This window comes from Corynebacterium sp. MSK195 (genome assembly GCF_030228885.1).
In the GTDB taxonomy this organism is placed as follows: domain Bacteria; phylum Actinomycetota; class Actinomycetes; order Mycobacteriales; family Mycobacteriaceae; genus Corynebacterium.
Map to the genome: position 1 here is coordinate 44937 of NZ_JASPGT010000009.1, position 23764 is coordinate 68700.

General features: G+C 62.9%; 26 protein-coding genes. 9 read left to right on the plus strand and 17 right to left on the minus strand.

The genetic code is table 11. The features are described from left to right. The first annotated feature begins 128 nt into the window (after positions 1-128). From QP909_RS09170 to QP909_RS09190, 5 genes are read left to right on the plus strand one after another with little or no spacing between them, the layout of a single operon-like run. Entirely contained in the window at positions 129-1841 is a 1713-nt protein-coding gene (locus tag QP909_RS09170; RefSeq protein WP_284767012.1) for a carbon starvation CstA family protein, read from the plus strand. Further along, positions 1825-2082, plus strand: a complete 258-nt coding sequence (locus tag QP909_RS09175; protein ID WP_198492073.1) for a cory-CC-star protein — start codon at positions 1825-1827, stop codon at positions 2080-2082. Before QP909_RS09170 ends, QP909_RS09175 begins: the two co-directional genes overlap by 17 nt. After that, positions 2073-3014, plus strand: coding sequence for an ArsA family ATPase (locus QP909_RS09180; RefSeq protein ID WP_284767013.1), 942 nt, complete (start codon positions 2073-2075; stop codon positions 3012-3014). The genes QP909_RS09175 and QP909_RS09180 overlap by 10 nt, the downstream gene beginning before the upstream one ends. A gap of 49 nt (positions 3015-3063) precedes the next feature. After that, positions 3064-4362 (plus strand): C1 family peptidase, encoded by a 1299-nt coding sequence (locus QP909_RS09185; RefSeq protein ID WP_284767014.1) that lies wholly within the window; start codon positions 3064-3066, stop codon positions 4360-4362. Positions 4363-4375: 13 nt separating this feature from the next. Continuing rightward, positions 4376-5677 (plus strand): C1 family peptidase, encoded by a 1302-nt coding sequence (locus tag QP909_RS09190; RefSeq protein WP_284767015.1) that lies wholly within the window; start codon positions 4376-4378, stop codon positions 5675-5677. 12 nt (positions 5678-5689) lie between these two features. Here the strand turns inward: QP909_RS09190 and QP909_RS09195 are convergent, their stop codons facing one another. Genes QP909_RS09195 through dacB form a run of 13 tightly spaced genes read right to left on the minus strand, consistent with a single transcriptional unit; the run spans position 5690 to position 17058 of the window. Further along, positions 5690-6310 carry a GNAT family N-acetyltransferase gene (locus QP909_RS09195; RefSeq protein ID WP_284767016.1) on the minus strand — a complete coding sequence of 207 codons (621 nt, stop codon included), beginning with the start codon at positions 6308-6310 and terminating at the stop codon, positions 5690-5692. Continuing rightward, positions 6310-7212 (minus strand): pantoate--beta-alanine ligase, encoded by a 903-nt coding sequence (locus tag QP909_RS09200; protein WP_284767017.1) that lies wholly within the window; start codon positions 7210-7212, stop codon positions 6310-6312. The genes QP909_RS09195 and QP909_RS09200 overlap by 1 nt, the downstream gene beginning before the upstream one ends. Continuing rightward, positions 7209-7883: a 6PGD fold domain-containing protein gene (locus tag QP909_RS09205; RefSeq protein WP_284767018.1), complete on the minus strand. Its 675-nt coding sequence runs from the start codon at positions 7881-7883 to the stop codon at positions 7209-7211. Before QP909_RS09205 ends, QP909_RS09200 begins: the two co-directional genes overlap by 4 nt. After that, positions 7884-8924 (minus strand): DUF6779 domain-containing protein, encoded by a 1041-nt coding sequence (locus QP909_RS09210; protein WP_239278243.1) that lies wholly within the window; start codon positions 8922-8924, stop codon positions 7884-7886. A 5-nt stretch (positions 8925-8929) separates the two neighbouring features. Then, positions 8930-9403 carry a DUF3180 domain-containing protein gene (locus QP909_RS09215; protein WP_284767019.1) on the minus strand — a complete coding sequence of 158 codons (474 nt, stop codon included), beginning with the start codon at positions 9401-9403 and terminating at the stop codon, positions 8930-8932. Then, a complete protein-coding gene (gene folK, locus QP909_RS09220) occupies positions 9400-9885 on the minus strand; it encodes a 2-amino-4-hydroxy-6-hydroxymethyldihydropteridine diphosphokinase (RefSeq protein ID WP_284767020.1) in 486 nt (161 codons plus the stop codon). The genes QP909_RS09215 and folK overlap by 4 nt, the downstream gene beginning before the upstream one ends. Then, positions 9885-10265, minus strand: a complete 381-nt coding sequence (gene folB, locus QP909_RS09225) for a dihydroneopterin aldolase (protein ID WP_284767021.1) — start codon at positions 10263-10265, stop codon at positions 9885-9887. The genes folK and folB overlap by 1 nt, the downstream gene beginning before the upstream one ends. A 3-nt stretch (positions 10266-10268) precedes the next feature. Then, positions 10269-11231 carry a dihydropteroate synthase gene (gene folP, locus QP909_RS09230; protein ID WP_284767022.1) on the minus strand — a complete coding sequence of 321 codons (963 nt, stop codon included), beginning with the start codon at positions 11229-11231 and terminating at the stop codon, positions 10269-10271. 37 nt (positions 11232-11268) lie between these two features. After that, complete coding sequence (folE, locus tag QP909_RS09235) at positions 11269-11862, minus strand: GTP cyclohydrolase I FolE (protein ID WP_005325658.1); 594 nt, start codon at positions 11860-11862, stop codon at positions 11269-11271. Beyond that, positions 11862-14219, minus strand: a complete 2358-nt coding sequence (ftsH, locus tag QP909_RS09240; RefSeq protein WP_284767023.1) for an ATP-dependent zinc metalloprotease FtsH — start codon at positions 14217-14219, stop codon at positions 11862-11864. Before ftsH ends, folE begins: the two co-directional genes overlap by 1 nt. 12 nt (positions 14220-14231) lie before the next feature. Beyond that, entirely contained in the window at positions 14232-14819 is a 588-nt protein-coding gene (gene hpt, locus QP909_RS09245) for a hypoxanthine phosphoribosyltransferase (RefSeq protein ID WP_284767024.1), read from the minus strand. A 12-nt stretch (positions 14820-14831) separates the two neighbouring features. Continuing rightward, complete coding sequence (gene tilS, locus QP909_RS09250; RefSeq protein WP_284767025.1) at positions 14832-15782, minus strand: tRNA lysidine(34) synthetase TilS; 951 nt, start codon at positions 15780-15782, stop codon at positions 14832-14834. Beyond that, positions 15772-17058, minus strand: coding sequence for a D-alanyl-D-alanine carboxypeptidase/D-alanyl-D-alanine endopeptidase (gene dacB / locus QP909_RS09255; protein ID WP_284767026.1), 1287 nt, complete (start codon positions 17056-17058; stop codon positions 15772-15774). Before dacB ends, tilS begins: the two co-directional genes overlap by 11 nt. Before the next feature lie 82 nt (positions 17059-17140). Here dacB and QP909_RS09260 point away from each other — a divergent pair, with 82 nt between their 5' ends. Further along, a complete protein-coding gene (locus QP909_RS09260) occupies positions 17141-17614 on the plus strand; it encodes an inorganic diphosphatase (protein ID WP_200435783.1) in 474 nt (157 codons plus the stop codon). Positions 17615-17823: 209 nt separating this feature from the next. On the opposite strand, the gene QP909_RS09265 is transcribed toward QP909_RS09260, so the two are convergent. Genes QP909_RS09265 through QP909_RS09275 form a run of 3 tightly spaced genes read right to left on the minus strand, consistent with a single transcriptional unit; the run spans position 17824 to position 20424 of the window. Continuing rightward, positions 17824-18399, minus strand: a complete 576-nt coding sequence (locus tag QP909_RS09265) for a hypothetical protein (RefSeq protein WP_284767027.1) — start codon at positions 18397-18399, stop codon at positions 17824-17826. Continuing rightward, positions 18341-19741 (minus strand): FtsX-like permease family protein, encoded by a 1401-nt coding sequence (locus tag QP909_RS09270; protein ID WP_284767028.1) that lies wholly within the window; start codon positions 19739-19741, stop codon positions 18341-18343. Before QP909_RS09270 ends, QP909_RS09265 begins: the two co-directional genes overlap by 59 nt. Further along, positions 19738-20424 carry an ABC transporter ATP-binding protein gene (locus tag QP909_RS09275; RefSeq protein WP_284767029.1) on the minus strand — a complete coding sequence of 229 codons (687 nt, stop codon included), beginning with the start codon at positions 20422-20424 and terminating at the stop codon, positions 19738-19740. Before QP909_RS09275 ends, QP909_RS09270 begins: the two co-directional genes overlap by 4 nt. Before the next feature lie 110 nt (positions 20425-20534). On the opposite strand from QP909_RS09275, the gene QP909_RS09280 reads away from it, so the two are divergent. Both QP909_RS09280 and QP909_RS09285 read left to right on the plus strand, forming a co-directional pair. Beyond that, on the plus strand, positions 20535-21227 hold the full coding sequence (locus tag QP909_RS09280) for a sensor histidine kinase (protein WP_005325646.1): 693 nt from the start codon (positions 20535-20537) through the stop codon (positions 21225-21227). Between the two features lie 3 nt (positions 21228-21230). After that, positions 21231-21887, plus strand: a complete 657-nt coding sequence (locus QP909_RS09285) for a LuxR C-terminal-related transcriptional regulator (protein ID WP_284767030.1) — start codon at positions 21231-21233, stop codon at positions 21885-21887. Positions 21888-22173: 286 nt separating this feature from the next. On the opposite strand, the gene QP909_RS09290 is transcribed toward QP909_RS09285, so the two are convergent. Beyond that, on the minus strand, positions 22174-22500 hold the full coding sequence (locus tag QP909_RS09290) for a hypothetical protein (RefSeq protein ID WP_284767031.1): 327 nt from the start codon (positions 22498-22500) through the stop codon (positions 22174-22176). 934 nt (positions 22501-23434) lie between these two features. Here QP909_RS09290 and QP909_RS09295 point away from each other — a divergent pair. Then, complete coding sequence (locus QP909_RS09295; RefSeq protein ID WP_005325643.1) at positions 23435-23731, plus strand: rhodanese-like domain-containing protein; 297 nt, start codon at positions 23435-23437, stop codon at positions 23729-23731. Positions 23732-23764: the final 33 nt, after the last annotated feature.

Below are 23764 nucleotides of genomic sequence, written 5' to 3' on the forward strand. Positions count from 1 at the left end.
CCGCCTGCGCCTTCCAAATATAAATCCACCCGCCGGTCTCCCCCACGGGCTAATACCTATGTGAGTTATGGCATACTAACCGCACGTGTGAGACACGCCACCTGACCGCCCATGAGGAGACGCACACCATGAACTCTCTTGTCCTCGCCATCATCGGCATTGCGATGATGGGCGCCGGCTATCTGCTCTATTCCAAGGTCCTAGGAAAGAGCATTTTCCGGCTATCCCCGAACTACTCCACCCCGGCCCACACCATGGAAGACGGCGTGGACTTTGTGCCCACCAATAAATACGTCCTGTGGGGCCACCACTTCACGTCCGTGGCGGGCGCCGCGCCCATCATTGGTCCGGCCGTAGCCGTCATCTGGGGCTGGGTTCCGGCGTTTCTCTGGGTCACCCTCGGCACCATCTTCTTTGCCGGCATGCACGATTTAGGTGCGCTGTGGGCGTCGCAGCGCCACAAGGGCCAGTCCATCGGCACTTTGTCTGGTCGCTACATTGGCAAGCGCGGGCGCAACCTCTTCCTCATCGTCATCTTCCTGCTGCTGTTGATGGTGAATGCGGCCTTCGCCGTGGTCATTTCGAACCTGCTGGTCTCCACCCCTACGGCCGTTATCCCCACGTGGGGTGCCATCGTCGTCGCGCTGCTTATCGGCCAGGCCATCTACCGCCTGAATTGGAACCTGCCGCTGGTCTCCATCGTGGGCGTTGTCGCGCTCTACGCGTTGATGATCATCGGTGACCGTGTGCCTGTGGTCCTACCAGATACTGTCCTGGGCATCCCCGCCAACGGCGTGTGGATCATCTTGTTATTCATCTACGCCTTCATCGCTTCGCTGCTGCCGGTGTGGGTGTTGCTGCAGCCGCGCGACTACATCAACGGCCTCCAGCTCTTTGTGGGCCTGGCCATCTTGTACGGATCCTTCCTCATTACCCGCCCTTCGCTGGCCGCACCGGCGCTGCGCGATAACGTGCCGGACGGCACCCCGGGCATCTTCCCGCTGCTCTTTGTCACCATCGCCTGCGGCGCTATTTCCGGCTTCCACGGCGTGGTGGCCTCCGGCACCTCGTCCAAGCAGGTGGATAAGGAAACTGACGTGCGCTTTGTGGGGTACTTCGGCGCCGTGGGCGAGGGCTTGCTCGCGCTGGGCACCATCATCGCCACCACCGCGGGCTTTAAGTCCGTGCAGCAGTGGGAAGAAATCTACTCCGAGTGGAATGCCGGCGGCGTGGAGGCTTTCGTGCAAGGCGGCGGCGCACTCATGAATGAGGGCATGGGGATTCCCACGTCCCTCTCCGGCACCATCTTGGCCACCATGGCCGTCCTCTTCGCCGCCACCACCATGGACTCGGGCGTGCGCCTGCAGCGCCTAGTGGTGCAAGAAATTGGCGAGATCATGGGTGTGCGCATCAAGGCCCTGGCTGCCACCGTCATCGCGGTGGGCTTGGCCTTCGGCCTGACCTTCTCCGCCGGTGCGGATGGATCCGGCGGCATGACCATCTGGCCGCTATTCGGCACCACCAACCAGCTCATGGCGGGCCTTTCCTTGGCCATCGTGGTGGTCATCCTGACCCACCTGCGCCGGCCGACGTGGCCGGTGGTCTTCCCGCTCATCTTCGTTACCGCCATGTCACTGTGGGCCGCACTGCTCCAGCTGAAGTCCCTCTTTACCAGCCAGAATTGGCTTCTGTTCTGCATGGACGTCATCATCGTGGTCGCCGCCATCTGGGTCATTGTGGAAGCCGTCGGCGCCATCTCCCGCGCCCGCAAGGAGACCCCGCTGGAGTGGACCGATGATGACCTTGACGCCCCACTGCCCGAGCATGCTCGACAAGCTTAAGGCACTTGCGGCCGGGCTCAATGAGTACTACCAGGCCCCGTATCGCGCCAGCTTTGCCAAGGCCCAGCAGCAAGAAGACGATCTCTTCTTGATGCTGGTTGCCTCGGAGGCGCTCGGCATCCCCAACCCCGCCAGCTACTACACCCTGGAGCTTTTGCCGTTGGTCTATGAGGATTTCCACGCCTGGCATACCCGCATGGGAATGGATAAATCCCCGCTGGAGAATATTCAATGTTGTTAGAGACCGCACCCATCATGTTCTTTGGCGGCAAGGGCGGGGTGGGTAAAACTACCCTGGCCACCGCTACCGCGCTACGCCTGTCCCGCGAGCATCGCGTCTGCCTGGTGTCCACGGACCCGGCGCATAACCTGGGGCATATTTTTGGCACCTCGCTTGGCGACGCCCCCTCAGGCCTCACCCCTACCCTGTCCGCCATCGAGATCGACCCGGCGCGCGCGACCGAGCAACACCTAGCGCAGGTAGGGAACTCGATGCGCCGCTTTATGCCCGAACACCTGCACGGTGAGGTGAAAAAGCACCTCGACCTAGCCCGGCAATCTCCCGGCACGCAGGAGGCGGCGCTATTGGAGCGCATAGCGGCGCTCGTAGTGGAGGAATCCGACTTTGATTACCTCGTCTTCGATACCGCTCCCTCTGGGCACACTTCGCGGCTGATGGCCCTGCCGGAGATCATGGCCGCTTATACCGATGGGTTACTCTCCCGGCGCGAGAAATCCGATAAATTCGGCTCGCTGGTGCGCGGAATGTCGCAAGGAAGCGGCGCGGATAATGACCCGGTGGACCGGCGCAATCAGGAAATTCGCGCCACGCTTTTCCAGCGCCGCGAGCGCTTTGCCCAGCTGCGCACCGCGCTTGCCTCCCCGCGCACCGTGTTCCATATCGTGCTCACCGCCGAGCGCCTGCCCGTGCTGGAATCTGCCGAGTTTCATGCGGACCTCACGAGCAACGGTGTGCGGGTGGGATCCATGCTGGTTAACCGGCGCACCCCGGCCGACCAAGGCGAGTTCTTAGCCGCCCGGCGCGCCGCCGAGGATGAGGCACTCGCACTCCTACGCGCCCAGCTGCCCGATACCCCGGTGCGCGAGGTTCCGTGGTTGCCGGAGGAAGTGGGGACTCCGGGGGCCGTCGGCAAGCTGGCGGCCTATCTCTAGCTCCACCCGCCCGCGCCGCTGTGGGCTCGGGTCTGCTAAAACCGAAACTATGACTTTGCTCACCAACGAATACCTATCTCACTTGCGCGAGGAGGCCGCGGCCGATTCCCGGCTGCGCATCGCGCGCAACGCCATCACCAACGTCGGGGCGGCCAAGGCGGCCCTAGACCGCGACCGTATTACGGCGCTCTACCCCACCACCGAGGTCAAGCTGGATAGCTTGGGAGTATCGGACCAAAAGCGCTCGGGCCGCTGCTGGATGTTCGCGGCGTTGAACGTCTTCCGTCACCGCGCGGCCAAGGAACTCAATGTAGATAACTTCGAGTTTTCCTTCACCTACTTGCAGTACTTTGACAAGCTGGAGCGCGCCAACCTGGTGCTCAACCAGCTGCTGGATAAGAAAGACGCCGGCTGGGACGAGCGCACCGTCGCCGCGGTGCTGGACCACGCCGGGGCCGATGGCGGCTGGTGGTGCTTCTTTAGCAACCTCGTAGCCAAATACGGCGCCGTCCCTGCCGAGGTCATGCCGGAGGTACGCTCGTCTGGAAATACCGCGGAAATGAACCGCGACCTGGCCACCGTGGTGCGCCGCGCCGCCGCACAGGACGGCCCGCGCGAAGACATCCTCGCCCAGGCGCGCAAGGATATCCACCGCATCCTGGCCATCCACCTGGGCACCCCACCGGAGGAATTTACCTGGGCGTATCGCACCAAGGACGAGCAATTCGTGCGCCTGCACTCCACCCCGCGCGAGTTTGCGGATAAGTACCTGCCGAACTTGGACGAGTACGTGGTGCTGGCCGATGACCCCCGCTCCACCAACCCCAAGCATCGCGTGTTCAGCAGCGCCGAGGAGACCAATGTGTTGGGCGGCGCACCGCAGGAGTACCTCAACGTCAGCGCGGCCGAGCTGAAGGACACTGCCAAGCGCAGCCTGGCGGCCGGCGAGCCGGTGTGGTTTAGCTGCGATGTCAACCGCCAGTTCTCCTTCCTCAACGGCGTATGGGACGAGGGATTGGTAGATACCGATGGCCTTTACGGCATCGATTCCTCCATGAGCAAGGAGGAGCGTTTTACCTCCGGCGAGACCGCGCCCACCCACGCGATGGTGCTCACCGGCGTCGATGGTGACCGCGCCTGGCGCGTGGAAAATTCCTGGGGTTCTAAGCCGCCGCGCAAGGACGACGGCGAGGATGTGCCCGGTAAGGGCTTTGCCACGATGGCCGATGCCTGGTTTGACCAGAACGTCTTCCACATCGCCGTCCGCAAGGAGCACCTGAGCGACGAGCTGGCCCAGGCTCTTGCCACCGAACCGATTGAGCTTCCCCTCTGGGACCGGATGAACTAAGGAGAATCGAGAAATGTCAGAGATTAACCCGAACGAGGTTCATGCCGCCAATGCCGAGCTCACCAGCGATGCCACGCTGCGCCTGGTACGCAATGGGGTGGCCCAGGAGGGCGTCGACAAGCTCAGCCTCGACCGTGAGCAATTGCGCACCCTTACCCCGGTAACCAGCCATAAGCTAGATTCCTGGGGCGTGGCCGACCAGAAGGCATCGGGCCGCTGCTGGATTTTTGCCGGCCTCAATTCCCTGCGCGGCGGGCTCATGGACAAGGCCAAGCTCAAGGACTTTGAGCTCTCCCAGACCTATATTTACTTCTTTGACAAGCTGGAAAAGGCCAATTGGTTCCTCACCGCCATGGCTGAGCTCAAGGACCGCGAGATTACGGACCGCACGGTGACCAAGCTCATGGATGATCCCATCGATGACGGCGGCCAATGGTCCATGTTCGTCGCCCTAGTGGAAAAGTACGGCGTGGTGCCGCAATACGCCATGCCGGAGACCGCGTCTTCCGAGGCCACGGCGATGCTTAACCACAATCTGCAAACCGTGCTGCGCCGCGCCGCCCACCGCATCCGCCGCGGCGAAGAGGGCGCGCATGAGCAGGCGCTTGCCGACGTCTACCGTATCCTCACCGCCAACCTTGGCCTGCCGCCCGAGGAGTTTGTGTGGCAGTACCGCGATAAGGACGATGAGTTCCACCGCGCGGGCACCTATACCCCACAGGAGTTTGCCCAGGAATTCCTGCCGGCGGACCTAGGCGAGTACGTGTGCGTGGTCAACGACCCGCGCAATGCCTACGGCGAGCTCTACACCGTGGAGTACCTGGGCAACGTGGCCGGAAAGCGCGTGACCTATTTGAACGCGCCAGTGGAGGTGCTGCGCGATGCCGCGCGTGCCTCCATCGAAGACGGCCAGCCCGTCTGGTTCGGCTGCGATACCGACCAGCAATCCGATGATGAGCACGGCGTGTGGGCCAAGCACCTGCACGATTATGAGGCCTTCTACGGCGTGGAGATGGATCTGGACAAGGCGCAGCGTTTGCGCCTGCACGAGTCCCTCATGACCCATGCGATGGTCTTTACCGGCGCCGATATCGCAGACGATGGCACCGTCAATCGCTGGCGCGTGGAGAATTCCTGGGGCCCGAAGAAGGCCGATAAGGGCTTTTGGACCATGGCCGATGACTGGTTCGACGAGTTCGTCTTCGAAATCGCCGTGCACCCCTCCCGCCTGCCAGAACAATACCAAGCGGCGTTGCAGTCCGAGTCCGTCACTACCCTGCCGGCCTGGGATCCGATGGGCGCGTTGGCGCGTTAAGCCTGCGGCACGCTAAGCCTGCGGCGTGCCAAGGCGCCGCACATAAAACATGCACACCAAGTCGCGGTCCTCGTTGACCGCGATGGTGCGCTCGCCCACCTGAGTGAAACCGCGGCTGTCATAGAACTGATAAGTGCAGCCGTCATCGGTAAACAAGTAGACGTTCTTTCCCTCATGACGGGCTTCGAAGGCCTCGAGCAGCGCCGTTCCTACGCCGCTCACGCCGGAATTGGGATCCGCGACGAGGAAGCCGATTTCGCCATCAATGGGGTGCTTACCCAAGTACTTGAGCAGCATGTCCTGATTGGCGGCATCGTAATCATCGCGGTGCCCGCCCGGGCGCAGGTTATTAAAGATTTCCACCGCGCGGACATAGGCCTTGCGCCACCACGGATACGGCAAGGCGGGCTTGCCTTTCATGGAAGCCAAAAGCACGCCGAGGAAGCGGTCGCCATCGTAGGCGGCCAGGATATCGGTGGCCTTGGCGCGCTCTAAATCCCAAAAGTAGCGGCCATAGGCGCGCTCAAAGCGCGGGTTCTTTACAAACCAGTGCAGGTGCATGCCCTCGATGGCAAAAGAAATGGCTTTGGGCTCATCGCGCGGGTCAAGGTCGCGAATCTGGATATCGGTCATTAGTCCTCCGATGGCTGCTGGGAAGCGGTACCCTGCGCGCGCTGTAGCGCGCGTTGTTGCTCGCGCTCGAGCTCGGCCTTGGCTTCGTGCTCTTCAATGTTATTAAAGCCGATGCCCAGCGGCAGGCCCACATTATCGATGAGGCGGACGCCGCCGATTGTCGCGGCAACGAGCAAGCGGGCATCCCCCTCCTCGGGAGGCATGCCGAGGTCGCGACCGCGCACCTCAAGGTAATCGGATTCAACGCCTGCTGCGCGCAGGACTTCCGTGGCAACCTCGCGGACCTTCTCTGCACCGGCTTCGGCGGCATGTGCGCCGGCGGTCAGTGCGGCGGATAGGGCCGCGGCTTGGTCACGGGATTCGGCCGGAACGTTGGTATTGCGCAGGCTCATCACCACGCCATCGGGCATGCGTACGGCGGGCACACCCTGCACGCGGACACCCAGGTGGAAGTCTTGAACCGCGTGATGGATAGCGAGGAGGAGCTCGTAGTCTTTTTCGCCGAAGAGGACGTCGGTAGGCGAAAGCGTCAGGATGAGCGCAAGGTACAGCGAGAGATCCTCGCTGAGGTCCGGTTCAAGGGCGGTCGCGGCGTCGGCCGGAGCCACGGCGATGCGGCGGCCATGCGGCCACAAGGTTTCTGGCGAGTAATCCCACACGATGTCCACGCCCTCGGCGCGCAGGAGTTCAAGGTCCTCCTCGTGCGGGGACTGCAGGGCCACGACGGTAACCGCGCCGCGAATGTGCTTGGCCGCGCGGACCAACGCGATATGGCCGGCGTGCACGCCGTTGGTCAGCGGCACGAAGGCCACCGGACGGCCAGTCTTATGAAAGGCGCTGCCAACCATGCGGATGCGCTCAATCTCACTGATGACGGTGGCATTTCCCAGCTCTAGGCTCATCGGCTCTCCTCTTGTAGGGCCCACATCTCCAGCTCCTCGCGGCCGTCTACCTCGCCTAGGCGGCGGGCAACCTCCACGTAGCTGCGGCGCAGGCCGGGGTCGGTGGCGCCGCGATAGGCGGCGATGATTTCTTCGGTGTCCATGTCCTCACCCACCATGGGCTTTTCCTCTGCAGAGGGGAAGAAACGAGCATCGACCGCCGCAGAGATGTGCAAGCGCCGCAGCATCTCGGCGTAGTAGGCGCGGGCGGCAAAGGAAGGACGTTCGGCATCGGAAAGCGCGACGGCTTCGCCGCGGAACTCGGTGATATTGAGCTCCACCACAGTCTCGCCCAGCTCGTCCAAGGTGGTAACGGCCCAGCGCATGAGTGCAAATGGGGCGAGTGCCGCAACGACACACCCGCGCGTTTCTAGCGGATCTAGCACTTGGACACCGCGCGAGAGGCAGGTGTGGAACGCGATTAGCCCGTGGTGGACGTGGGGTTCAAGAAGTTCCACGGTAGCTTCTAAGCGGGCATCGCCCACGGCGATGATGAGGGCCTCAAAAGAGGCAAGTTCGGCTGGGTCCGAGAGCATCTGCACCTCATGGCCGGCGCGTTCCATGGCATTGGCCAAGGTAAAGCCGGCCAGGCTCCGGCCGAAGAGGGCTACCCGCATGCGTGGCGGGCGCATTTATTTATCCTTCTTCTTCGCCTGGGCCAGCAACTCGGCCACGGATACCGCGCCTTCGCGCTTATCGTCGCTGCGACGGCGTCCGCGTGTCTGCTCCTCTGGCTGAGGTTCAGCCGCACGGTGATGCGGGCGGGCTGCCTTCTGGCGTACTGGTTCGGCCGATTCCGGAGCCACATGTTGACCCGAGCCTGGATACTCCGCGCGCTCGTCGCGCTGCGGCGCCGCCTGCTGCGGAATGTCCTGGGTCTCATCATTGGCCTTGGTGGCAGCCTCTGGCTTGCGGTGGCTGCCGTGGTGCTCGCTGGCCGCGGACGTGCGGGCATTCTTCAGGGAATCATCGCCGCCGGTATCCCAGCGCACGGCCTGGAAGCCACCAGTGTTGAAGGTGGAGGCACCAGAAGTCTTACCGGAGGTGCGCTGCGCACGGGTCTTTTCGCTGATGATGTCATTGAGCGGGTTGGCCTCGGTGTGCGCCGCGGACGGCTGATTGCCCAATCGGCCGGCGATGGCATCGGCGGACGGGGCGCCGGAGGAGGACTGGGTGAAGTCCACATTGCCTTCCTCAGAGCCAGGGCGAGCAGCGGCCGCGGTCTGGGCCTCGAGCTGCATGATGCGGCGCGCCTCGGCGTGCAGGGCGGCCGGTTCATAGGTGAAGTCCTGGCCGGAAAGATCCTCAATCTGCTTGCGGATGGCAGCCAGCTCGGTGCGGATCTCATCCAGCAGCTCCTGGTCTGGCAGCGGCTGGCCATCGGCTGCGCGGACCTGCTTAAGCTCGGCGCGGTGAGCGCGCTCCTGCAGCTCCAGCTTGGTCACGGATTCCTCGGCCTGACGGCGGTAGCGCATGACCAGGAAGAAGCCAAGCACGGCAGCCCACAGTGCTGCAATGAGGGCGATCTTGAGCGCGGCGGCAGAGCCGGAAATCAGCATGACGATGCTGGCTACAACGGCCAGCACCACGAGGACGATAAGGCCGATCTGGCCCAAGTCCGGCTTGGTCGTCTTGGCGGAAGTATTGCTAGAAGAAGAGCGCGGCTCAGTCATGCTCACTAATGTACCGTTTGAACCCCATCTGGTGGGGGCGGGGCCTCACAGTGTCGCTCTAGCCGCAGGCCAGCGGCGGCCATCGCGAGGCCACCAAGTGCGGAGGCAATGACACCCACGAGGTCATCGGACGCTGCGGTGAGCGTACCGGCGTTGGGGATGACGTAGACGGCAATGCCGGCATAAATGCCACCCACGATGGAACCCGTCCATGCCGAGGCCTTTCCTACCAGCATGAACTGCGTGATGGTCATGGGGTTGAGCTGCGAATTATCCAGGCCAATGCCATGCTCGTCCTCGGTGGCTTGGTCCACCTTCCAGGTCAGCGCCACACAGACAACGGCCATAAGCCACAGCGTGGCCGAGACCGTTACCGGGATTTGCAGCATGGAGCCATAAAAGCGCGTGGTGAGGATGGCCGCCGCGGCGGCAAAGAAGACCCCGGTGCCGATGAGGGCCCCCAGCGAGGTCCGTGTCATAGCTCCTCCATCATGCCCAGCCGGCGAATCTCGGCGCGCTCTTTCAGGTCGAGTGCTGCTACCCGCTTGGCGACGCCCTCCCCACTCAACCTAGCACCAGCATCGGCCGCCAACCACGGAATCAGCACGAAGGCGCGCTCGTGGGCATAAGGATGCGGGACAATAAGCTCTGGGTCATCGGAGGTATAGCCCTCGATATCAATGATGTCTACATCCAGCGTGCGCGGTCCCCAGTGGCGCACGCGCACGCGCTCGGCGGCCTCTTCGAGCTTCTGCCCGCGGCGCAGGAGTTCCTTCGGAGTCTCGTCGACGTCCACGATGAGCACCGCGTTGAGGAATTCGTCTTGGTCCGTCACGCCCCACGGAGGGGTGGCATAGACGGGCGAGGCGGCAACGATCTCGCCGGCGAACTCATCAAATACCGTGCGCAAAAGCTCCACGCGGTCATCCATATTGGAGCCGATAGACAGCACCGCACGCATTAGAGGGTCCTCGCGTGCTTGCGGGAGCGACGGGCGACCACGGCGACGTCGGCAAAAGTGCGCGGAATCGGCGCCTTCGGCTTGTGCAGGGTGACCTCCACGGCATGCAGACCTTCGAAGTTCTCCATGATGGTATCGGCCACCTCGCTGGCGACGGTCTCGATGAGGTCGCGGGCGGGGCCTTCGATGATTTTGGCGGCGACGTCGGCAAGCTCGGCGTAATTGATGGTCTTGGTCAAATCATCGGTGGCGGCGGCCTCTGCGAACTCGGACCAGCAGGTGATATCCACGATGAAAGGCTGGCCCGTGCGCTTTTCTTCCTCAAAGACACCGTGGTAGCCAAAGCATTCTAGGCCAGTGAGCTCGATGCGGTCTGCCATGTTTTACTCCTCAGGGTTGCGCGGTAGGGCGGTGGATTTCATGGTGCCGTTGCCATCGGCGCCATTGCTATAGCTGCCGCTAGCATTGGCCCCGCCCGCGTAGCCGTTACCGGCGTTCCACGCGGCCGCAACATCGACGGCATCGCGGGAGACGGCGACCTCGTGCACTCGCACACCCCACGCGCCCATCTGGGCGGAAATGGCGGTCACGGCCGCAGTCGCGGGATCGGCCAGCAGTGGGCTGGACTCCACGCCACGGTCCTCCCGGATGGCGGCGAGGAAGCGCTTGCGCGAGGCTCCCACCAGCACCGGGAATTCGGCGTCGAGGAACTCCGGCAGGGCCTTGAGCAGCGCCCAATTATCCTGCGGGGTTTTGGCGAAGCCTAAGCCCGGATCGAGCACGATATTATCGCGGCGCACGCCGGCCGCCAGCGCGTTATTTGCCAGGCGCTCGAGGGTCTCATGCACATCGCGCACCACATCGCCGCCGTGGTCGGCGCTACCGGCCGCGGAACCAAAGGCGCCTTCCTGCAGCGTGCGCCAGTGCATCAAACAGACGGGCACGCCGGCCTCGGCCATCGCGCGATACATCTCCGGATCGGCCAAGCCACCGGAGACGTCATTAATCATGTCCACGCCGGCCGCTGCCGCCGCGCGGGCCACCGAGGCGCGCATCGTATCCACGGAGGTGCGGATGCCCAGCTCGCTCAGCGCCTTAATGACGGGAACCACGCGGCGCTTTTCGACGTCCGCTTCTACCCGCACCGCGCCCGGCCGGGTGGACTCACCACCGACGTCAATCATGTCCGCGCCCTGCGCCACGAGTTCGCGGGCGTGGTTGATGGCGGCATCGACGTCCAACCACTTACCGCCATCGGAGAAGGAATCCTCCGTGACGTTGACAATGCCCATCACCAGCGTGCGTTGGGCAATGGTCAGATCCGATACCGAGGTTGCCTGCTGCATGGCGTGCTCCTTCTCGTTTTCGTGGTAACCGGGGGACTTAGCTGCGAATCAGGCTGAGCACCTCGGCGCGGGAGGCGGCATTGTTCTTGAAGCCGCCGCGCACCGCGGAGGTGGTCGTCGTCGCCCCCGGCTTGCGGATGCCGCGCATGGCCATGCACAAGTGCTCGCACTCAATGACCACGATGACGGACTGCGCACCGAGGACCTCCACCAAGGCGTCCGCTACCTGCTGGGTGAGGCGCTCTTGGACCTGGGGGCGCTTAGCGTACATATCTGCCAGGCGGGCGAGCTTGCTCAAACCGGTGACGTGGCCGTCTTTGCCCGGGATGTAGCCAATATGCGCCACGCCGTAGAACGGCACCAAGTGGTGCTCGCAAGTGGAATAAATGGGGATATCGCGCACCAGAACCAATTCTTGGTGGTCCTCAGCGAAGGTCTTGTGCAAGACCTCGGTCGGGTCCTCGTGCAGTCCGGCGAAGACTTCGCGGTAGGCACGGGCCACGCGGGCCGGGGTTTCGCGCAAGCCCTCGCGGTCAGGGTCCTCCCCTACCGCAAGGAGAAGCTCACGCACCGCTGCCTCCGCTCGGTCTTGGTCAAAGGCGGCGCGAGCGGGAATGTGATTATCAGGCATTAGTTATCTTCTTGCTTGTCGTCCTCGCGCGCATAGGGGTTCTTGCGGCGATCCTTTTCATCCCAGCTAGGGGTAAGCCACTGGCTGGTCTCGGCATCGTCATTCGCGCCGGCATCCGGCTTGTGGTGCTTTCCGCCACCGGCAGCGGGGCGTGCGGCCGGACGGGCGGATGACTCGGAAGCCGGGCCAGACTGGGCGTCGCGAGCCTGCTGGGTCGGCTGGGTCGGCTGGGCCGGCGTGGAGTCCGCGGATTCCTTAGCGGGGCCGCTGCCCAACTCGCGGGCGGTGTCCGGATCGACGTAATCGCCGGCGTGCTGACCAAAGTTGAAGCCCACCTCACCCTTCGGCTCTTCGCCGGCGAGGCGGCGCTCGCGGGCGGCCCGGGAGGCATCGAGAAGCGTCATGCGCTTAGGCAGCTCCTCGCCGCGCTCCTTCGCCAGCTCGACCGGGGTCTTCACTGGGGCGTAGCCAATCTGGCGCGGGAAGCGATCGTCCTCACCTGGGAAGACGTCGAAAGCCTCGCGCGGCTCGATGCCGTCGAAGATGCGCTCCAGGTCAGGGCGGCGCAGGGTTTCTTTCTCCAGCAGGGCCTCGGCCAGCTTGTCCAGGTAGTAACGGTTATTGCGCAAGATGTCATAGGCCTGCTCGTGCGCGCGCTCGAGCAGGTAGCGCATTTGCTCATCAATCTTGGAGGCAACTTCATCGGAGTAATCGATGGAGCCGCCGCCACCCATCTGGCTGAAGGGATCGCCCTGCTCCTTGCCGTACTTTACGGTGCCCAGGTCCGGGGAGAAGCCGTACTCGGTGAGCATGGAACGAGCGATCTTGGTGGCGTTTTCAATATCGGAAGACGCACCGGTGGTCGGCGCACCGAAGACCAGTTCCTCGGCCGCGCGGCCGCCCATGGCAAAGACCAAACGGGAGAAGAGCTCGTCGCGGGTGTACATGCCCTTGTCGTCTTCCTGGGAGGTCATGGCGTGGCCGCCGGTGCGGCCGCGGGCCAGGATGGTGACCTTGTACACGCGCTCAATATCCTTGAGTGCCCACGCAGAAAGCGTGTGTCCGCCCTCGTGGTAAGCGGTGACCTTCTTCTCATGCTCGGAGATGATCTTGCCCTGGCGGCGCGGGCCGCCCACGACGCGGTCGGTCGCCTCTTCCAAAGCGTCATAGGTAATGACGTTGCCGCCAATGCGGGCGGTCAGCAAAGCGGCCTCGTTGAGCACATTGGCCAGGTCTGCACCGGACATGCCGGCGGTGCGCTTGGCCAGCTGCGCTACGTCCACCTCTTCTGCCAGCGGCTTATTCTTCGCATGCACGCGCAGGATCTGCTCGCGGCCGGCCAAGTCCGGGTTGGTGACCGGAATCTGGCGGTCGAAGCGGCCTGGGCGCAGCAGCGCCGGATCGAGGATGTCCGGGCGGTTGGTGGCGGCGATGAGGATTACGCCCTCGCGGTCACCAAAGCCGTCCATTTCTACTAGGAGCTGATTGAGGGTCTGCTCGCGCTCATCGTGGCCGCCGCCGGTGCCGGAGCCGCGCTGGCGGCCCACGGCGTCGATCTCGTCCACGAAGATAATGCAGGGGCTATTTTCCTTCGCTTGCTTGAACAGGTCGCGCACGCGGGAGGCACCCACGCCGACGAACATCTCCACAAAGTCAGAACCGGAGATGGAATAAAACGGCACGCCGGCCTCGCCAGCCACGGCGCGGGCCAGCAAGGTCTTACCGGTACCCGGAGGTCCGTAGAGCAGCACGCCGCGCGGGATCTTGGCACCCAGGTCGTGGTAGCGGGTGGGGTCTTCCAGGAAGTCTTTGATCTCCTGTAGCTCGTCCACGGCCTCATCCGCGCCGGCTACGTCCTCGAAGGTATTGGTCGGCATATCCTTGGTCAGTTCCTTGGCCTTGGAACCACCGATGCCAAACATGCCACCAGCGCCCTGCTGCATGCGGGACATGAGCCAGAAGAGCACGCCGAAGAGGATGATCATCGGCAGCAGCATGCTGAGCATGGAGCCCAAGAAGGATTCCTGCGTGACATTGGTCTGGTACTTCTCGGCACCGGAATCCTTGACGGCGTTAAAGACCTGCTCTGAGGCGCGGGCCGGGTACTTGGCCACGATCTCCTGCACGCCGTCGCGCTCGTCTACCGTGATTTCGTCCTTGAGCTTGATGCGCAGGCGCTGCTCGCGGTCATCGATTTCCACCTCATCGACGTTTTTGTCTTTGAGCTGGGTCAGCGCAACGGAGGTATCCGCTTGCACGTAGCCGCGGGCATCGTTGCTAAAGAAGGTAAAGGCGTACAGCGCGATAAGGATAAGCGCCGCTATCCCGCCGTAGCGAAGAATCTTGTTGTTTTTCATTACTGCGCGATTTTAGTTGGTGGTATAGACATCGGGGTGGAGGGTGCCCACGTAGGGGAGATCGCGGTAGCGTTCCGCATAGTCCAAGCCGTAGCCGATGACGAACTCATTCGGGATATCAAATCCCACGTCCAGCAGGTCAATATCGGCCTTGACTACCTCCGGCTTGCGCAGCAGGGTGACCACATTCAGCGAGGCAGGGTTGCGGCCTTCCAGGTTGCGGATGAGCCACGACAGGGTGAGGCCGGAATCGATGATGTCTTCCACGATGAGCACGTTGCGCCCGGCAATATCGCGGTCCAAATCCTTCAAAATGCGCACCACGCCGGAAGAGGAGGTGGAGGCGCCGTAGGAGGATACGGCCATAAACTCCAGCTCGGAGGGGATGGATAGCTTGCGCGCAAAGTCCGTGAGGAAGAATGCGGCGCCCTTGAGCACGCAGACCAACAGCAGGTCTTGCTCAGAGTCGGCATACTTTTGCGAGACCATATCCGCGAGTTCTTGGACGCGGTTTTGCAGTTCCTCTTCTCCAATGAGGATTGCTTCTACATCGTCACCGTAGCGGTTTGCGGGAACGGCGAAGTCTTTCTTGTCGTGCACGTGTGCGCTCCTTTAATGACCAGACAATAGTGCCAGTTTGCCACCTATACGGGCTACTTCCAACCTCTGCCCCACCTGCCGCGCCGAACGCACGGCCACCGGGCCTTGCCCGTGCCAGTGGGTGCACAGCTTGCCGACGTCCCCCACTCCCCTCCTTGTTACCTCTACCCCTTCGCTGACCAGCCACGCCGCGATTGCCCGCCGGCGCCGCGGCTCCGCCATCGCCGCCAGATCGGCGCAGTCCGTAGTGGGTGGGGTGCGCAGGGCGGCGTCGTCAAGCGCCGCATCGCCCGCTGCTTGCGCCAGCGCTGGCACCGCGTCCCCGCCGATGATGCGGCTCAACTGCGGAATGACCTCGCGGCGCAGCGCCACGCGGCGGAAATTCGTGTCCGCGTTCTGCGGGTCCTGCCACGCCGATAGGCCCAACTCCGCGCAGGCGCCCTCGGTATCGGCGCGGCGCACGTTCAGCAGCGGCCGCACCACGCGTGTGCCTTCCACCTCGCTGCGCTCGCTCATGCCGGTCACCCGCCCGCGCAGCGCGCCGAGCAGCAGCGTTTCCGCCTGGTCATCGGCCGTATGCGCCACGGCCACCTCTAAGCCTTCGTCTGCGCATGCGGCGGCCAGTGCCCGATACCGCGCCGCACGCGCGGCCGCCTCCATCGACTCCGCCCCCGCCGCAGCGCCCGCCTCAACGCTGAGCACCCGCGCCCGCGCGCCCAGCGTTCGCGCCTGTTTGGCCGCGCGCTCGGCCTGCGCCCGCGATCCGTCCTGTAACCCGTGGTCCACGCACAGCGCGAGCACCTCGTGTCCCTCCGCCACGAGCGCCGCCATGAGAGCCAGCGAATCCGCTCCTCCGGACAGCCCCACCGCCACTGCATGGTCAAGGCCAGCAGCGCGCACGCCGCGTCGACACGCTAGAAAGTGCGGCGAAACCCGCGGCCAAAAGGGCTTATTAGAACTCATGCAGTGCAGAAGCCAATGCGTCTTGAGCCTTGCGGGCGGACAAAATATCGCCGTCATTAACAATGAACGCAAAGGCATATACGCGCCCGGAATTGCCCTGCGCGGTGCCGGCCAAAGCCGAGACCCCAGTCAGCGTGCCCGTCTTGGCGCGCACATAGCCCTTGGCCGCGGAATCGCCGTAGCGCTCGTACAGCGTGCCATCGCCGCCGGCCACCGGCAGGTAGGACACCAGCGGGCGCTGGCGCGGATCCTTGACCGCGCCATTAATGAGCTGCGTCAGCAGACCGGCCGTGAGGCGATTGTCCACCGAGAGCCCGGAATTATCCTTTATGTCGACGCCCTCGACGTCGAAGCCCTCTTCCCGCAGGACATCCAGCGTGGCCTGCGTATCGCCTTCAAAGCTGGCTTCCTTGCCACGGGACATCGCCAGCTCACGCGCAATGGCCTCAGCCATGACATTATCGGAATGGCGCACCATTTCTCGGGCGCGGTCCGCTAGCGGCGGCGAATCCACACTCGCCACCTCCTGCGCGTTCTCCGCCACAGAGCCCATGCCTACCTTGCCCGCGCCGAGGCGATCGCCTAGCTGCTTAGCCACATCCAAAGCCGGCTCATGACTCCTCGGCACGTCCCCCGTCGTCGCGCCCAAGCGACCACCGTAGAGCATGGCCGGTTCCATTGGCGCGACGAAGCCGCCGTCCACGTTTTCCGGATCCCACCCCGGGGCCTGCGCCTCGCCGGACCACACGGAGGTATCGATGTAGACGCCATCGACCTGCTCGACGTTCTTCGAAATCTGCTCGGCCAATTCATCGAGCTGCTCATGCGTCATCCACACATCGCCCGCAGCCTTGATGACCACGTTCTTTTCGTTCGACCCACGGTAGACCTTGGTGGTGATTTTCTCATTCTCATCCAGCGCCAACGTCGCCGCCGCGGTGGTGAGGACCTTCGTGGACGAGGCCGGGGTAAGCCGCTTATCCGCGTCGCGCTGCCACACCACGTCACCGGTTTCGGTATCGATCACCTCGCCGCCGAAAGTGGCAAGGTCCTTATTCTTCGCGAGCTCATCCAGCTTCGCGCTCAGCGCATCCAGGTCTGCCTCGCCCGGCTGTGCTGCGCTCAACGGCTCCTCAGGAGCCTCGACCGCCTGTGCCTCCCCGTGGGAGAGATCGCCATATTCGCGCTGGAGGGTAACGCCCAGCGCAGCCGTACCTCCGACCGCTGCCGCTACCACGAGCGCGGTCGCTGACCACCAAACATGCTTTGCTTTCATTGCCTTTAACCCTAGCGCGAATCCGCAACGCGCTAGACTATGGGCAGTAATTGATACCCAATCCCCCATGGAGGACATCGCTGTGAGCGTTGAAGTAACCATTGAAATCCCGAAGGGCTCCCGCAACAAGTACGAGGTTGACCACGAGTCCGGCAAGGTCTACCTCGACCGTTACCTGTTCACCCCGATGGCTTACCCGGCTGACTACGGCTTCATCGACCACACCCTGGGCGAGGACGGCGACCCGCTCGACGCCCTGGTCATCCTGCCGGAGCCGGTCTTCCCGGGCGTAGTCGTTGAGGCCCGCATCGTCGGCGTCTTCAAGATGACCGACGAGGCCGGCGGCGACGACAAGCTGCTCGCCGTCATCGATGACCCGCGCTGGGAGCGCTACCAGGACATCAACGATGTGGAGCAGCACATCAAGGACGAAATCGAGCACTTCTTCGTCCACTACAAGGACCTGGAGCCGAACAAGGAAGTCACCGGCTCCGGCTGGGGCGACAAGGCCGAGGCAGAGAAGATCCTCGAAGAGGCTAAGGCTCGCTTCAAGTAAGCGCTTCTGCCGCACGCTAACGGCGGCACTGTGAAGGTACGTTTCCGCAGACGGTAGGGACCGAAGAGGTTTCCCACCGCGCGCCGAAGCGTACCTTTCGCGTTTTCCGACTAATCACTGTCGTGAACGGTAAATAGTGGCGAAAATAGCGTGTTTCGGGGCGTTATTTGCCGTGAACGCCAAAGGCACCCGTGGACGAAAACCGCGCCTTAGGAGCCACAATGGGAGGCAAGCGAGCCGTCGAGCTCAGACTCCGGGGCATCAGGAGCGATGGGGTCCTCGGCGAACTCCTCGCCCGTGCGCGCCTTGTCCTTGGCAGTAGTGAGCATGAGCGAGCGGCTGTCCGGGTAATCCAGCACCACGTTGGCGGAGGCGTAGCCGGCGATCGGCTCGCCGAAGGTGCGCACGTTGTCCAGGCCGCGGAAGGTCAGGAGGATGGCTTCGGCGGAGGAGGCGGCGTCGATGGCGGCAACGAGGAGCTCCGCGTTGGTCGGGTCCTCTTTAAAAGCCTCGCGGGCGCGCTGAAATTCTTCGCTCTCGCCATAGATTCCGGTATACGCTGCGGCATCCACCACCGCGGTGTTTATACGTTTTTCGCTGGTGTTGAAAGGAATATAGGGCTTGCCCAGCAGCGCCCCGCCATAGGAGGGGCCGAGGAAGTACACGGCGGCGAGCACCGCGATAAAGGCAACGCCGAAAAGTCCGCCAAAATTTTCAGCACAGTTTTCATTCTTTTCGACCTCCTGTGCGCAGCACGTAGCCGCGCAACGGTTCAACAAGGACAATGGCAAGAAGCGTGACCACCCAGCCCACCGCCAGGAAGCCGAAGGCCATAAGCAGGCGAGCGCTCACATCGACGTCGCTTTGCTCGACGTTGGAGAAGAACATCAGCGAAGCAATTCCGCCGCCGAAGAGAAAACCGAAGAAGCTCAAGGCCACGACCGGCCCCATGACGGTCAGCGCCCCGGAGCGGAACTGGAAGCCGCGCGGCACGCCCATCAAATCCAGAGAGCGGATGAGCTCCTTGTCCTCGAAGATGCCGGAAACCTGACCCAGGATGATGGACATGGTGGTCAACGTGAAGCCGAAGACGAGGGTTAGTACAACGCCAGTGGAGATGTCCTTGAACACCACGTTCATCCCGGGATCTTCTTTGACCACCGAGGCCAAGGCATCGGAGCCCAGGGGCGCGGCGACGAGGAAGCCGGCCAGGTAGCCGAAGAAACCGATGGCAGCGCTGCGCCGCCATGCCGGGCGGGCATTGCCCGCCACGCGCTTGCAGGCCACGAAGTGCGCGGTTCCGGGGAGGAGGGAGAAGACGTGCGCGCCCAGCTGCAGGATGAAAGGCGCGATGAGGTTGATGCTCATCAGCATGCCAAACATGACCACGATGACCATCGCGGTGGGCGGGCCCGCCTTGCCCGTGAGGAACACGCCGCCGACTGCCACGATGATGAGGAAGACGATGGCGCGCCACCAGCGGTAGGCCGCGGGCATCTGGCGTTTGGCCACGCCCAGCGGGCTCACCCGCACGCGGCGCATGCCGTACAGTGCCGCGCCGATGGCCAAGAGGAAGAGCACGCCGGCCACAGCTATATATCCCCACCAGGGCAGCAGAATCTCTGTCAGGTCAATGGGCCGCATCTGGAAGTCCAGCTGGGTAAGGACCGGTGCGACGAGTAGGCTAATCAGCCCGCCGAGCACGATGCCGATCACCGCCTGGAGGCCGGTTTCCACAATGGCCATGCGCTCCACCTGGCTGGAACTTAAGCCCAGCAGGCGCAGGGTGGCCAGGCGCTGCTCCCTGCCGGACGCACCCAGGACGGCGGCCTGCGAGGTGAGGTTAAACAGCGCGGGAAGGATGAACGCGCAGGCAAAGAGAGCCAGGGCGAACCAGGGATAGAGGAAGGCCTCCATCTCGTTGCCAAAGGCCTCCTTGAGGGCGGGCGCGGCGTCCTCGACGTGCTGGGCGCGCTCCCAAAACATCCAGGTACCACCCGCAACCAAAAAGGCGATGGCGGAACCGATGGTCAGGCTCACAATCGCCAATAGAGAGACGATGCCCGTGCCCGAGCGCGCGCGAATGGATTCGCGCTGCAGGTCATAGACCAAGGTGGCGGTGTTCATCGAATCACCCCCAGGCGGCGGTCGTCGTGAATGATGCCATCGCGAATCTCCACGCGGCGCTGCATCCAATCGGCCACCTTCGGGTCGTGCGTGACCATGACCAGGCTCGCCCCGGCCTGGCGCACGATGGTGGTGAGCATCTGCATGACCTCGTGGCCGGTGGACTGGTCCAGCGCACCGGTGGGCTCGTCGGCGAAGACGATGCCCGGATTTGCCACCAGTGCACGCGCGATGGTCACGCGCTGCGCCTGGCCACCGGAGACCTGCGCCGGGCGACGATCCGCCAAACCGCCAAGGCCAAGCTGATCAAGAAGCTCCATCGCGCGCTTGCGGGCAGCCCCACGCGATACTCCGTTGAGCATGGCGGGCAGCGCCACGTTGTCCACGTTGCTCAGCTCCGGCAGCAGCTGGCCGTCTTGGAAGACGAAGCCGAAGTTGCGCAGGCGGGTGCGGGAGCGGGGGCCGTCGCCAAGCGCGGAGAGCTCCTCGTCGCCGTAGCGCACGCTGCCGTGCGTAGGCGTCAGCACGCCGGACATGCAGTGCAGCAGCGTGGATTTGCCGGAGCCGGACGGCCCCATGACGGCCACGAGCTCGCCCGGTTCAATGTCGAGGGAAATTCCGGCGAGCACCGGGCCGCCGCCGAAGTCCTTGGTGATGTCTGTCAGGGAAAGTGTCTGTGCCATGTCTCTCATTCCACCGTGCCGGGCCCGCGGAAAGAACAGCCCTAGCGTTGCTCTTTAAGGTAGTGCCAGCACTACCCCTGTAGTTCGGGGCGCCCGATATGCTGTGAACCGTGTTCCGTAAAAAGCCCCAACCCACCACGCACGAGCAGCAGCAGGCGCAGCAGATTGCGCAGCTCACGGCCTCGCGGCGCGCCATCGCGGACGCCTACGAGGTGGAGCGCGCCCGCATCGAGCGCGACCTGCACGACGGCGCGCAGCAATACCTCGTGGCCGCGAGCATGAAGTTGGGCGAGGCTCTTCTCGACGCCCCCGCTGACCTCACCGAGCTCCTCACCGCTGCAAAGCAGGACGTGGACCGCGGCCTGAATTCCCTGCGCGCCACGGTGCACGGTATTCACCCACAGGTGCTGCAGGATCACGGCCTGGTCGCCGCGCTTGCCGACGCCGCCTCCTCCCACGGCCCCCACGTCAGCGTCTTCGCCCCGCATCCTCTGCCTGAGCTCTCCGCCTCCGTGCTGGCCTGCGGCTATTTCTTCGGCACGGAAGCTTTGACGAATGCGGCCAAGCATGCGCCGGGCGCGCCGGTTTCGGTGCTGGTGACCTCGGACGATTCGCTGCGCATCACCGTGGTGGATGAGGGCCACGGCGGCGCACAGGTCGTCCCCGGGCACGGCCTGGCGGGGATGGCCGAGCGTCTTGCTGCCTTCGGTGGAGAAATGTCTTTGTCCTCACCGCCTGGCGGCCCGACCCGGGTGGCCGGGTCCATTCCCCTTCTTCTCGATCGCGGACAGCCAGGAGTGTAAAAGATGAGCTTAAGGATTGTGGTAGCGGATGACTCCGCCATTCTGCGCGAGGGCCTGGCCGGCCTGTTGGAGCGCCGCGGGCACTCTGTAGTGGGCCAGGCTTCCTCTGCTCCTTCGCTCGAGGCTGTGGTGGATAAACTGCGCGACGACCTGCCGGACATCGTCATCACGGACGTGCGCATGCCGCCGGGCATGGGCGACGATGGTTTGAAAGCCGCCGTGAATTTGAGAAACGCCTACCCGGGCCTGCCCGTCATGGTGCTCTCCCAATACGTGGCCCCGGCCTATGCGGTGGAGCTCTTCGACTCCCCCGGGGCCGGCACCGGCTACCTTTTGAAGGACCGTGTCTCCGAGGTGCGCGACTTCCTGGCCAGCCTGGACGTGGTGGCCCAGGGCGGCACCGTCATCGACCCCACCGTGGCTCAAGCTCTCATGAGCTCCGGACGCAGCGGCTTGGGCGAGCTCAGCCCGCGCGAGCGCGAGGTTCTCGAATTAATGTCCCGCGGCAAGTCCAACAAGGACATCGCCGCCGAGCTCGTTTTATCCGCCGCCGCGGTGGCCAAGCATGTCTCCAACATCTTCACCAAGCTTCGCTTAGACCCCAGCGAGGACAACCGCCGCGTCAAGGCGATTCTGGAGTACCTCTCCGCGCACCGTTAAAACGCGCACGCAGGCCTGCGCGGGGCCAGCGCCGTGTACGTCACTTTGACCCCATGCGCCACCGAGTATCGTCGCGGTCCGCCCGCACGACGCTCACGGTAAATAGCGCGCGACCCCCATTTTCCGGCGCTATTTACCGTGAACGACATCGACTCCTCACACGAACCGACGATTTAAGTGCCACAGCCAGATCCGCGGCTTGCACCTGCGTGCTCTCCGCCAGAATTCGTTCTTCAACACGAAGAATCACGCGGTCCTTCGCATCCAAATTCTGAGCAGTCGTGGCCTAACTTTCTGGCCGGTTTGTGCTCTGATCCAGCAAGGTGCGAGTTTTAACCTTCACAAGGTTGAGATTCCACAGTCGAGCCTCATCGACCATAGCGAATTCGGTGGTGTCCTCATCCGAGATGTCCACTTCGATGGTGACGGCATTGTCTGCGGAAGAATTGATGGTGTAGTTAAGTCCTTCAAGCCTGTCAATTAAAGTGGTGACCGCTTCGCTTGTCGGGGAGATCGTGCCCGAAAGCGAGGTAGCAATATCAACGAGTTCCTTTTCCTCGGGTACTTCTCCACCACTGTCGATGACAGCAATATTGCTGAATCGGCGATCCATCCTCTACAGGGGCAATGGAGGGATCTTCCGCTGAACCAACTTTCGTAACCGTAAGCGTCCCCGTGACGTCCTCAAACGCTAGCTGCTCCCGTGGACTGCGGTTATTGCAGGCAAAGTGAATGGTGTCGCCGTCCCTCTTGGTGATAACAATCCCTGAATCGCCAGTCATGCATTCATAGCCAGGTTCGACACCTTTCTTGTAACTATGGAGGTATTCGTTAAAAACACTGAGCCAGTCTGACTGTTGTCCGGTTCGCAGACGAAAGCTTGCGCTATTACTAACGCCATCGGTAAGTCGAATGCTGTTTTCTGTCTCATTATCAATGAGTAGGAACTCAGCGCTATAGGTCCTAAGCCTCATTGCAGTGGGAGCCGTTCCTGGACGAACTGCAAATTCGAGGTTGACAATATATTCGGTGTGAGGCTCCAAGCTCACCTCGATATCGCATTCAATGGTGATGCCATCGATTTCAAGCGTCCCTTGTCGAAGCTCTGTCCGCATCCCTGTAAGACTTTGCATCAAAAATTTCCCTTTCAACTCAGATGAATGTTGAAAACGTGGCGGAGAAGACCCACTCTCACTATGAACAGCAAGCCGTACCGTGGGCTGTACGCCACTCTAATCACGACCAAGACAGGTTCGCCTGAATTCACCTCGGTTGCCGCTGGAAATTGAGGCCCTGCGCACATCCACCGCGGATGCCAAGGACTTGGCCCAAGGCATACTTTAAGCCTCGACTACAAGAGGTTAAGCACTGAAGCAGATAACTGTTTGGGCTACAAGTCTAGCGAGACAAGAGCTAAAGCTGCTGGAACAGGCAATTGACTCAACGGGCCGAGCACACAGTTTTCGACGCACCTGGTTGCTCACGGCTCTTCTCGGACGCGGAACACGGAGCAGCATAAGAACCTATGCGTGACTAGGGTATGAGACATGAAAAACGTTCAACCAACTGAAGTACCAGAAGGCGCTCAGCTCATTGATGTCCGCGAGAATGATGAGTGGGCGGTGGAGCGCGCGAAGGGCGCGACCCATATCCCGATGAGTGAGATTACGGGTCGCATCCAGGAAATCGACCCGGACAAGGACATTTACGTCATCTGCCACGCGGGCGGCCGCAGCATGCAGGTCTGCCAGTATCTGGAGCATGCGCTGGGCTGGGACACCATCAACGTCGATGGCGGCACGGATAAGTGGAAGGCTGCCGGACTTCCCATCGAAACGGATTAATTGGCCTTAACCAATCTTTTGGGATTATTATGA

What these genes read in the sequence shown, in the direction of transcription:
- QP909_RS09175 (WP_198492073.1), top strand. Translation starts at nt 1,825, where the DNA reads ATGCTCGACAAGCTTAAGGCACTTGCGGCCGGGCTCAATGAGTACTAC.
- QP909_RS09185 (WP_284767014.1), top strand. Translation starts at nt 3,064, where the DNA reads ATGACTTTGCTCACCAACGAATACCTATCTCACTTGCGCGAGGAGGCC.
- tilS (WP_284767025.1), bottom strand. Translation starts at nt 15,782, where the DNA reads ATGAGTTCTAATAAGCCCTTTTGGCCGCGGGTTTCGCCGCACTTTCTA.
- folE (WP_005325658.1), bottom strand. Translation starts at nt 11,862, where the DNA reads ATGCCTGATAATCACATTCCCGCTCGCGCCGCCTTTGACCAAGACCGA.
- QP909_RS09290 (WP_284767031.1), bottom strand. Translation starts at nt 22,500, where the DNA reads ATGGATCGCCGATTCAGCAATATTGCTGTCATCGACAGTGGTGGAGAA.
- QP909_RS09215 (WP_284767019.1), bottom strand. Translation starts at nt 9,403, where the DNA reads ATGACACGGACCTCGCTGGGGGCCCTCATCGGCACCGGGGTCTTCTTT.
- QP909_RS09190 (WP_284767015.1), top strand. Translation starts at nt 4,376, where the DNA reads ATGTCAGAGATTAACCCGAACGAGGTTCATGCCGCCAATGCCGAGCTC.
- dacB (WP_284767026.1), bottom strand. Translation starts at nt 17,058, where the DNA reads ATGAAAGCAAAGCATGTTTGGTGGTCAGCGACCGCGCTCGTGGTAGCG.
- QP909_RS09295 (WP_005325643.1), top strand. Translation starts at nt 23,435, where the DNA reads ATGAAAAACGTTCAACCAACTGAAGTACCAGAAGGCGCTCAGCTCATT.
- QP909_RS09270 (WP_284767028.1), bottom strand. Translation starts at nt 19,741, where the DNA reads ATGAACACCGCCACCTTGGTCTATGACCTGCAGCGCGAATCCATTCGC.
- folK (WP_284767020.1), bottom strand. Translation starts at nt 9,885, where the DNA reads ATGCGTGCGGTGCTGTCTATCGGCTCCAATATGGATGACCGCGTGGAG.
- QP909_RS09285 (WP_284767030.1), top strand. Translation starts at nt 21,231, where the DNA reads ATGAGCTTAAGGATTGTGGTAGCGGATGACTCCGCCATTCTGCGCGAG.
- QP909_RS09170 (WP_284767012.1), top strand. Translation starts at nt 129, where the DNA reads ATGAACTCTCTTGTCCTCGCCATCATCGGCATTGCGATGATGGGCGCC.
- folB (WP_284767021.1), bottom strand. Translation starts at nt 10,265, where the DNA reads ATGGCAGACCGCATCGAGCTCACTGGCCTAGAATGCTTTGGCTACCAC.
- QP909_RS09195 (WP_284767016.1), bottom strand. Translation starts at nt 6,310, where the DNA reads ATGACCGATATCCAGATTCGCGACCTTGACCCGCGCGATGAGCCCAAA.
- QP909_RS09180 (WP_284767013.1), top strand. Translation starts at nt 2,073, where the DNA reads ATGTTGTTAGAGACCGCACCCATCATGTTCTTTGGCGGCAAGGGCGGG.
- QP909_RS09200 (WP_284767017.1), bottom strand. Translation starts at nt 7,212, where the DNA reads ATGAGCCTAGAGCTGGGAAATGCCACCGTCATCAGTGAGATTGAGCGC.
- QP909_RS09210 (WP_239278243.1), bottom strand. Translation starts at nt 8,924, where the DNA reads ATGACTGAGCCGCGCTCTTCTTCTAGCAATACTTCCGCCAAGACGACC.
- QP909_RS09275 (WP_284767029.1), bottom strand. Translation starts at nt 20,424, where the DNA reads ATGGCACAGACACTTTCCCTGACAGACATCACCAAGGACTTCGGCGGC.
- ftsH (WP_284767023.1), bottom strand. Translation starts at nt 14,219, where the DNA reads ATGAAAAACAACAAGATTCTTCGCTACGGCGGGATAGCGGCGCTTATC.
- QP909_RS09205 (WP_284767018.1), bottom strand. Translation starts at nt 7,883, where the DNA reads ATGCGCCCGCCACGCATGCGGGTAGCCCTCTTCGGCCGGAGCCTGGCC.
- folP (WP_284767022.1), bottom strand. Translation starts at nt 11,231, where the DNA reads ATGCAGCAGGCAACCTCGGTATCGGATCTGACCATTGCCCAACGCACG.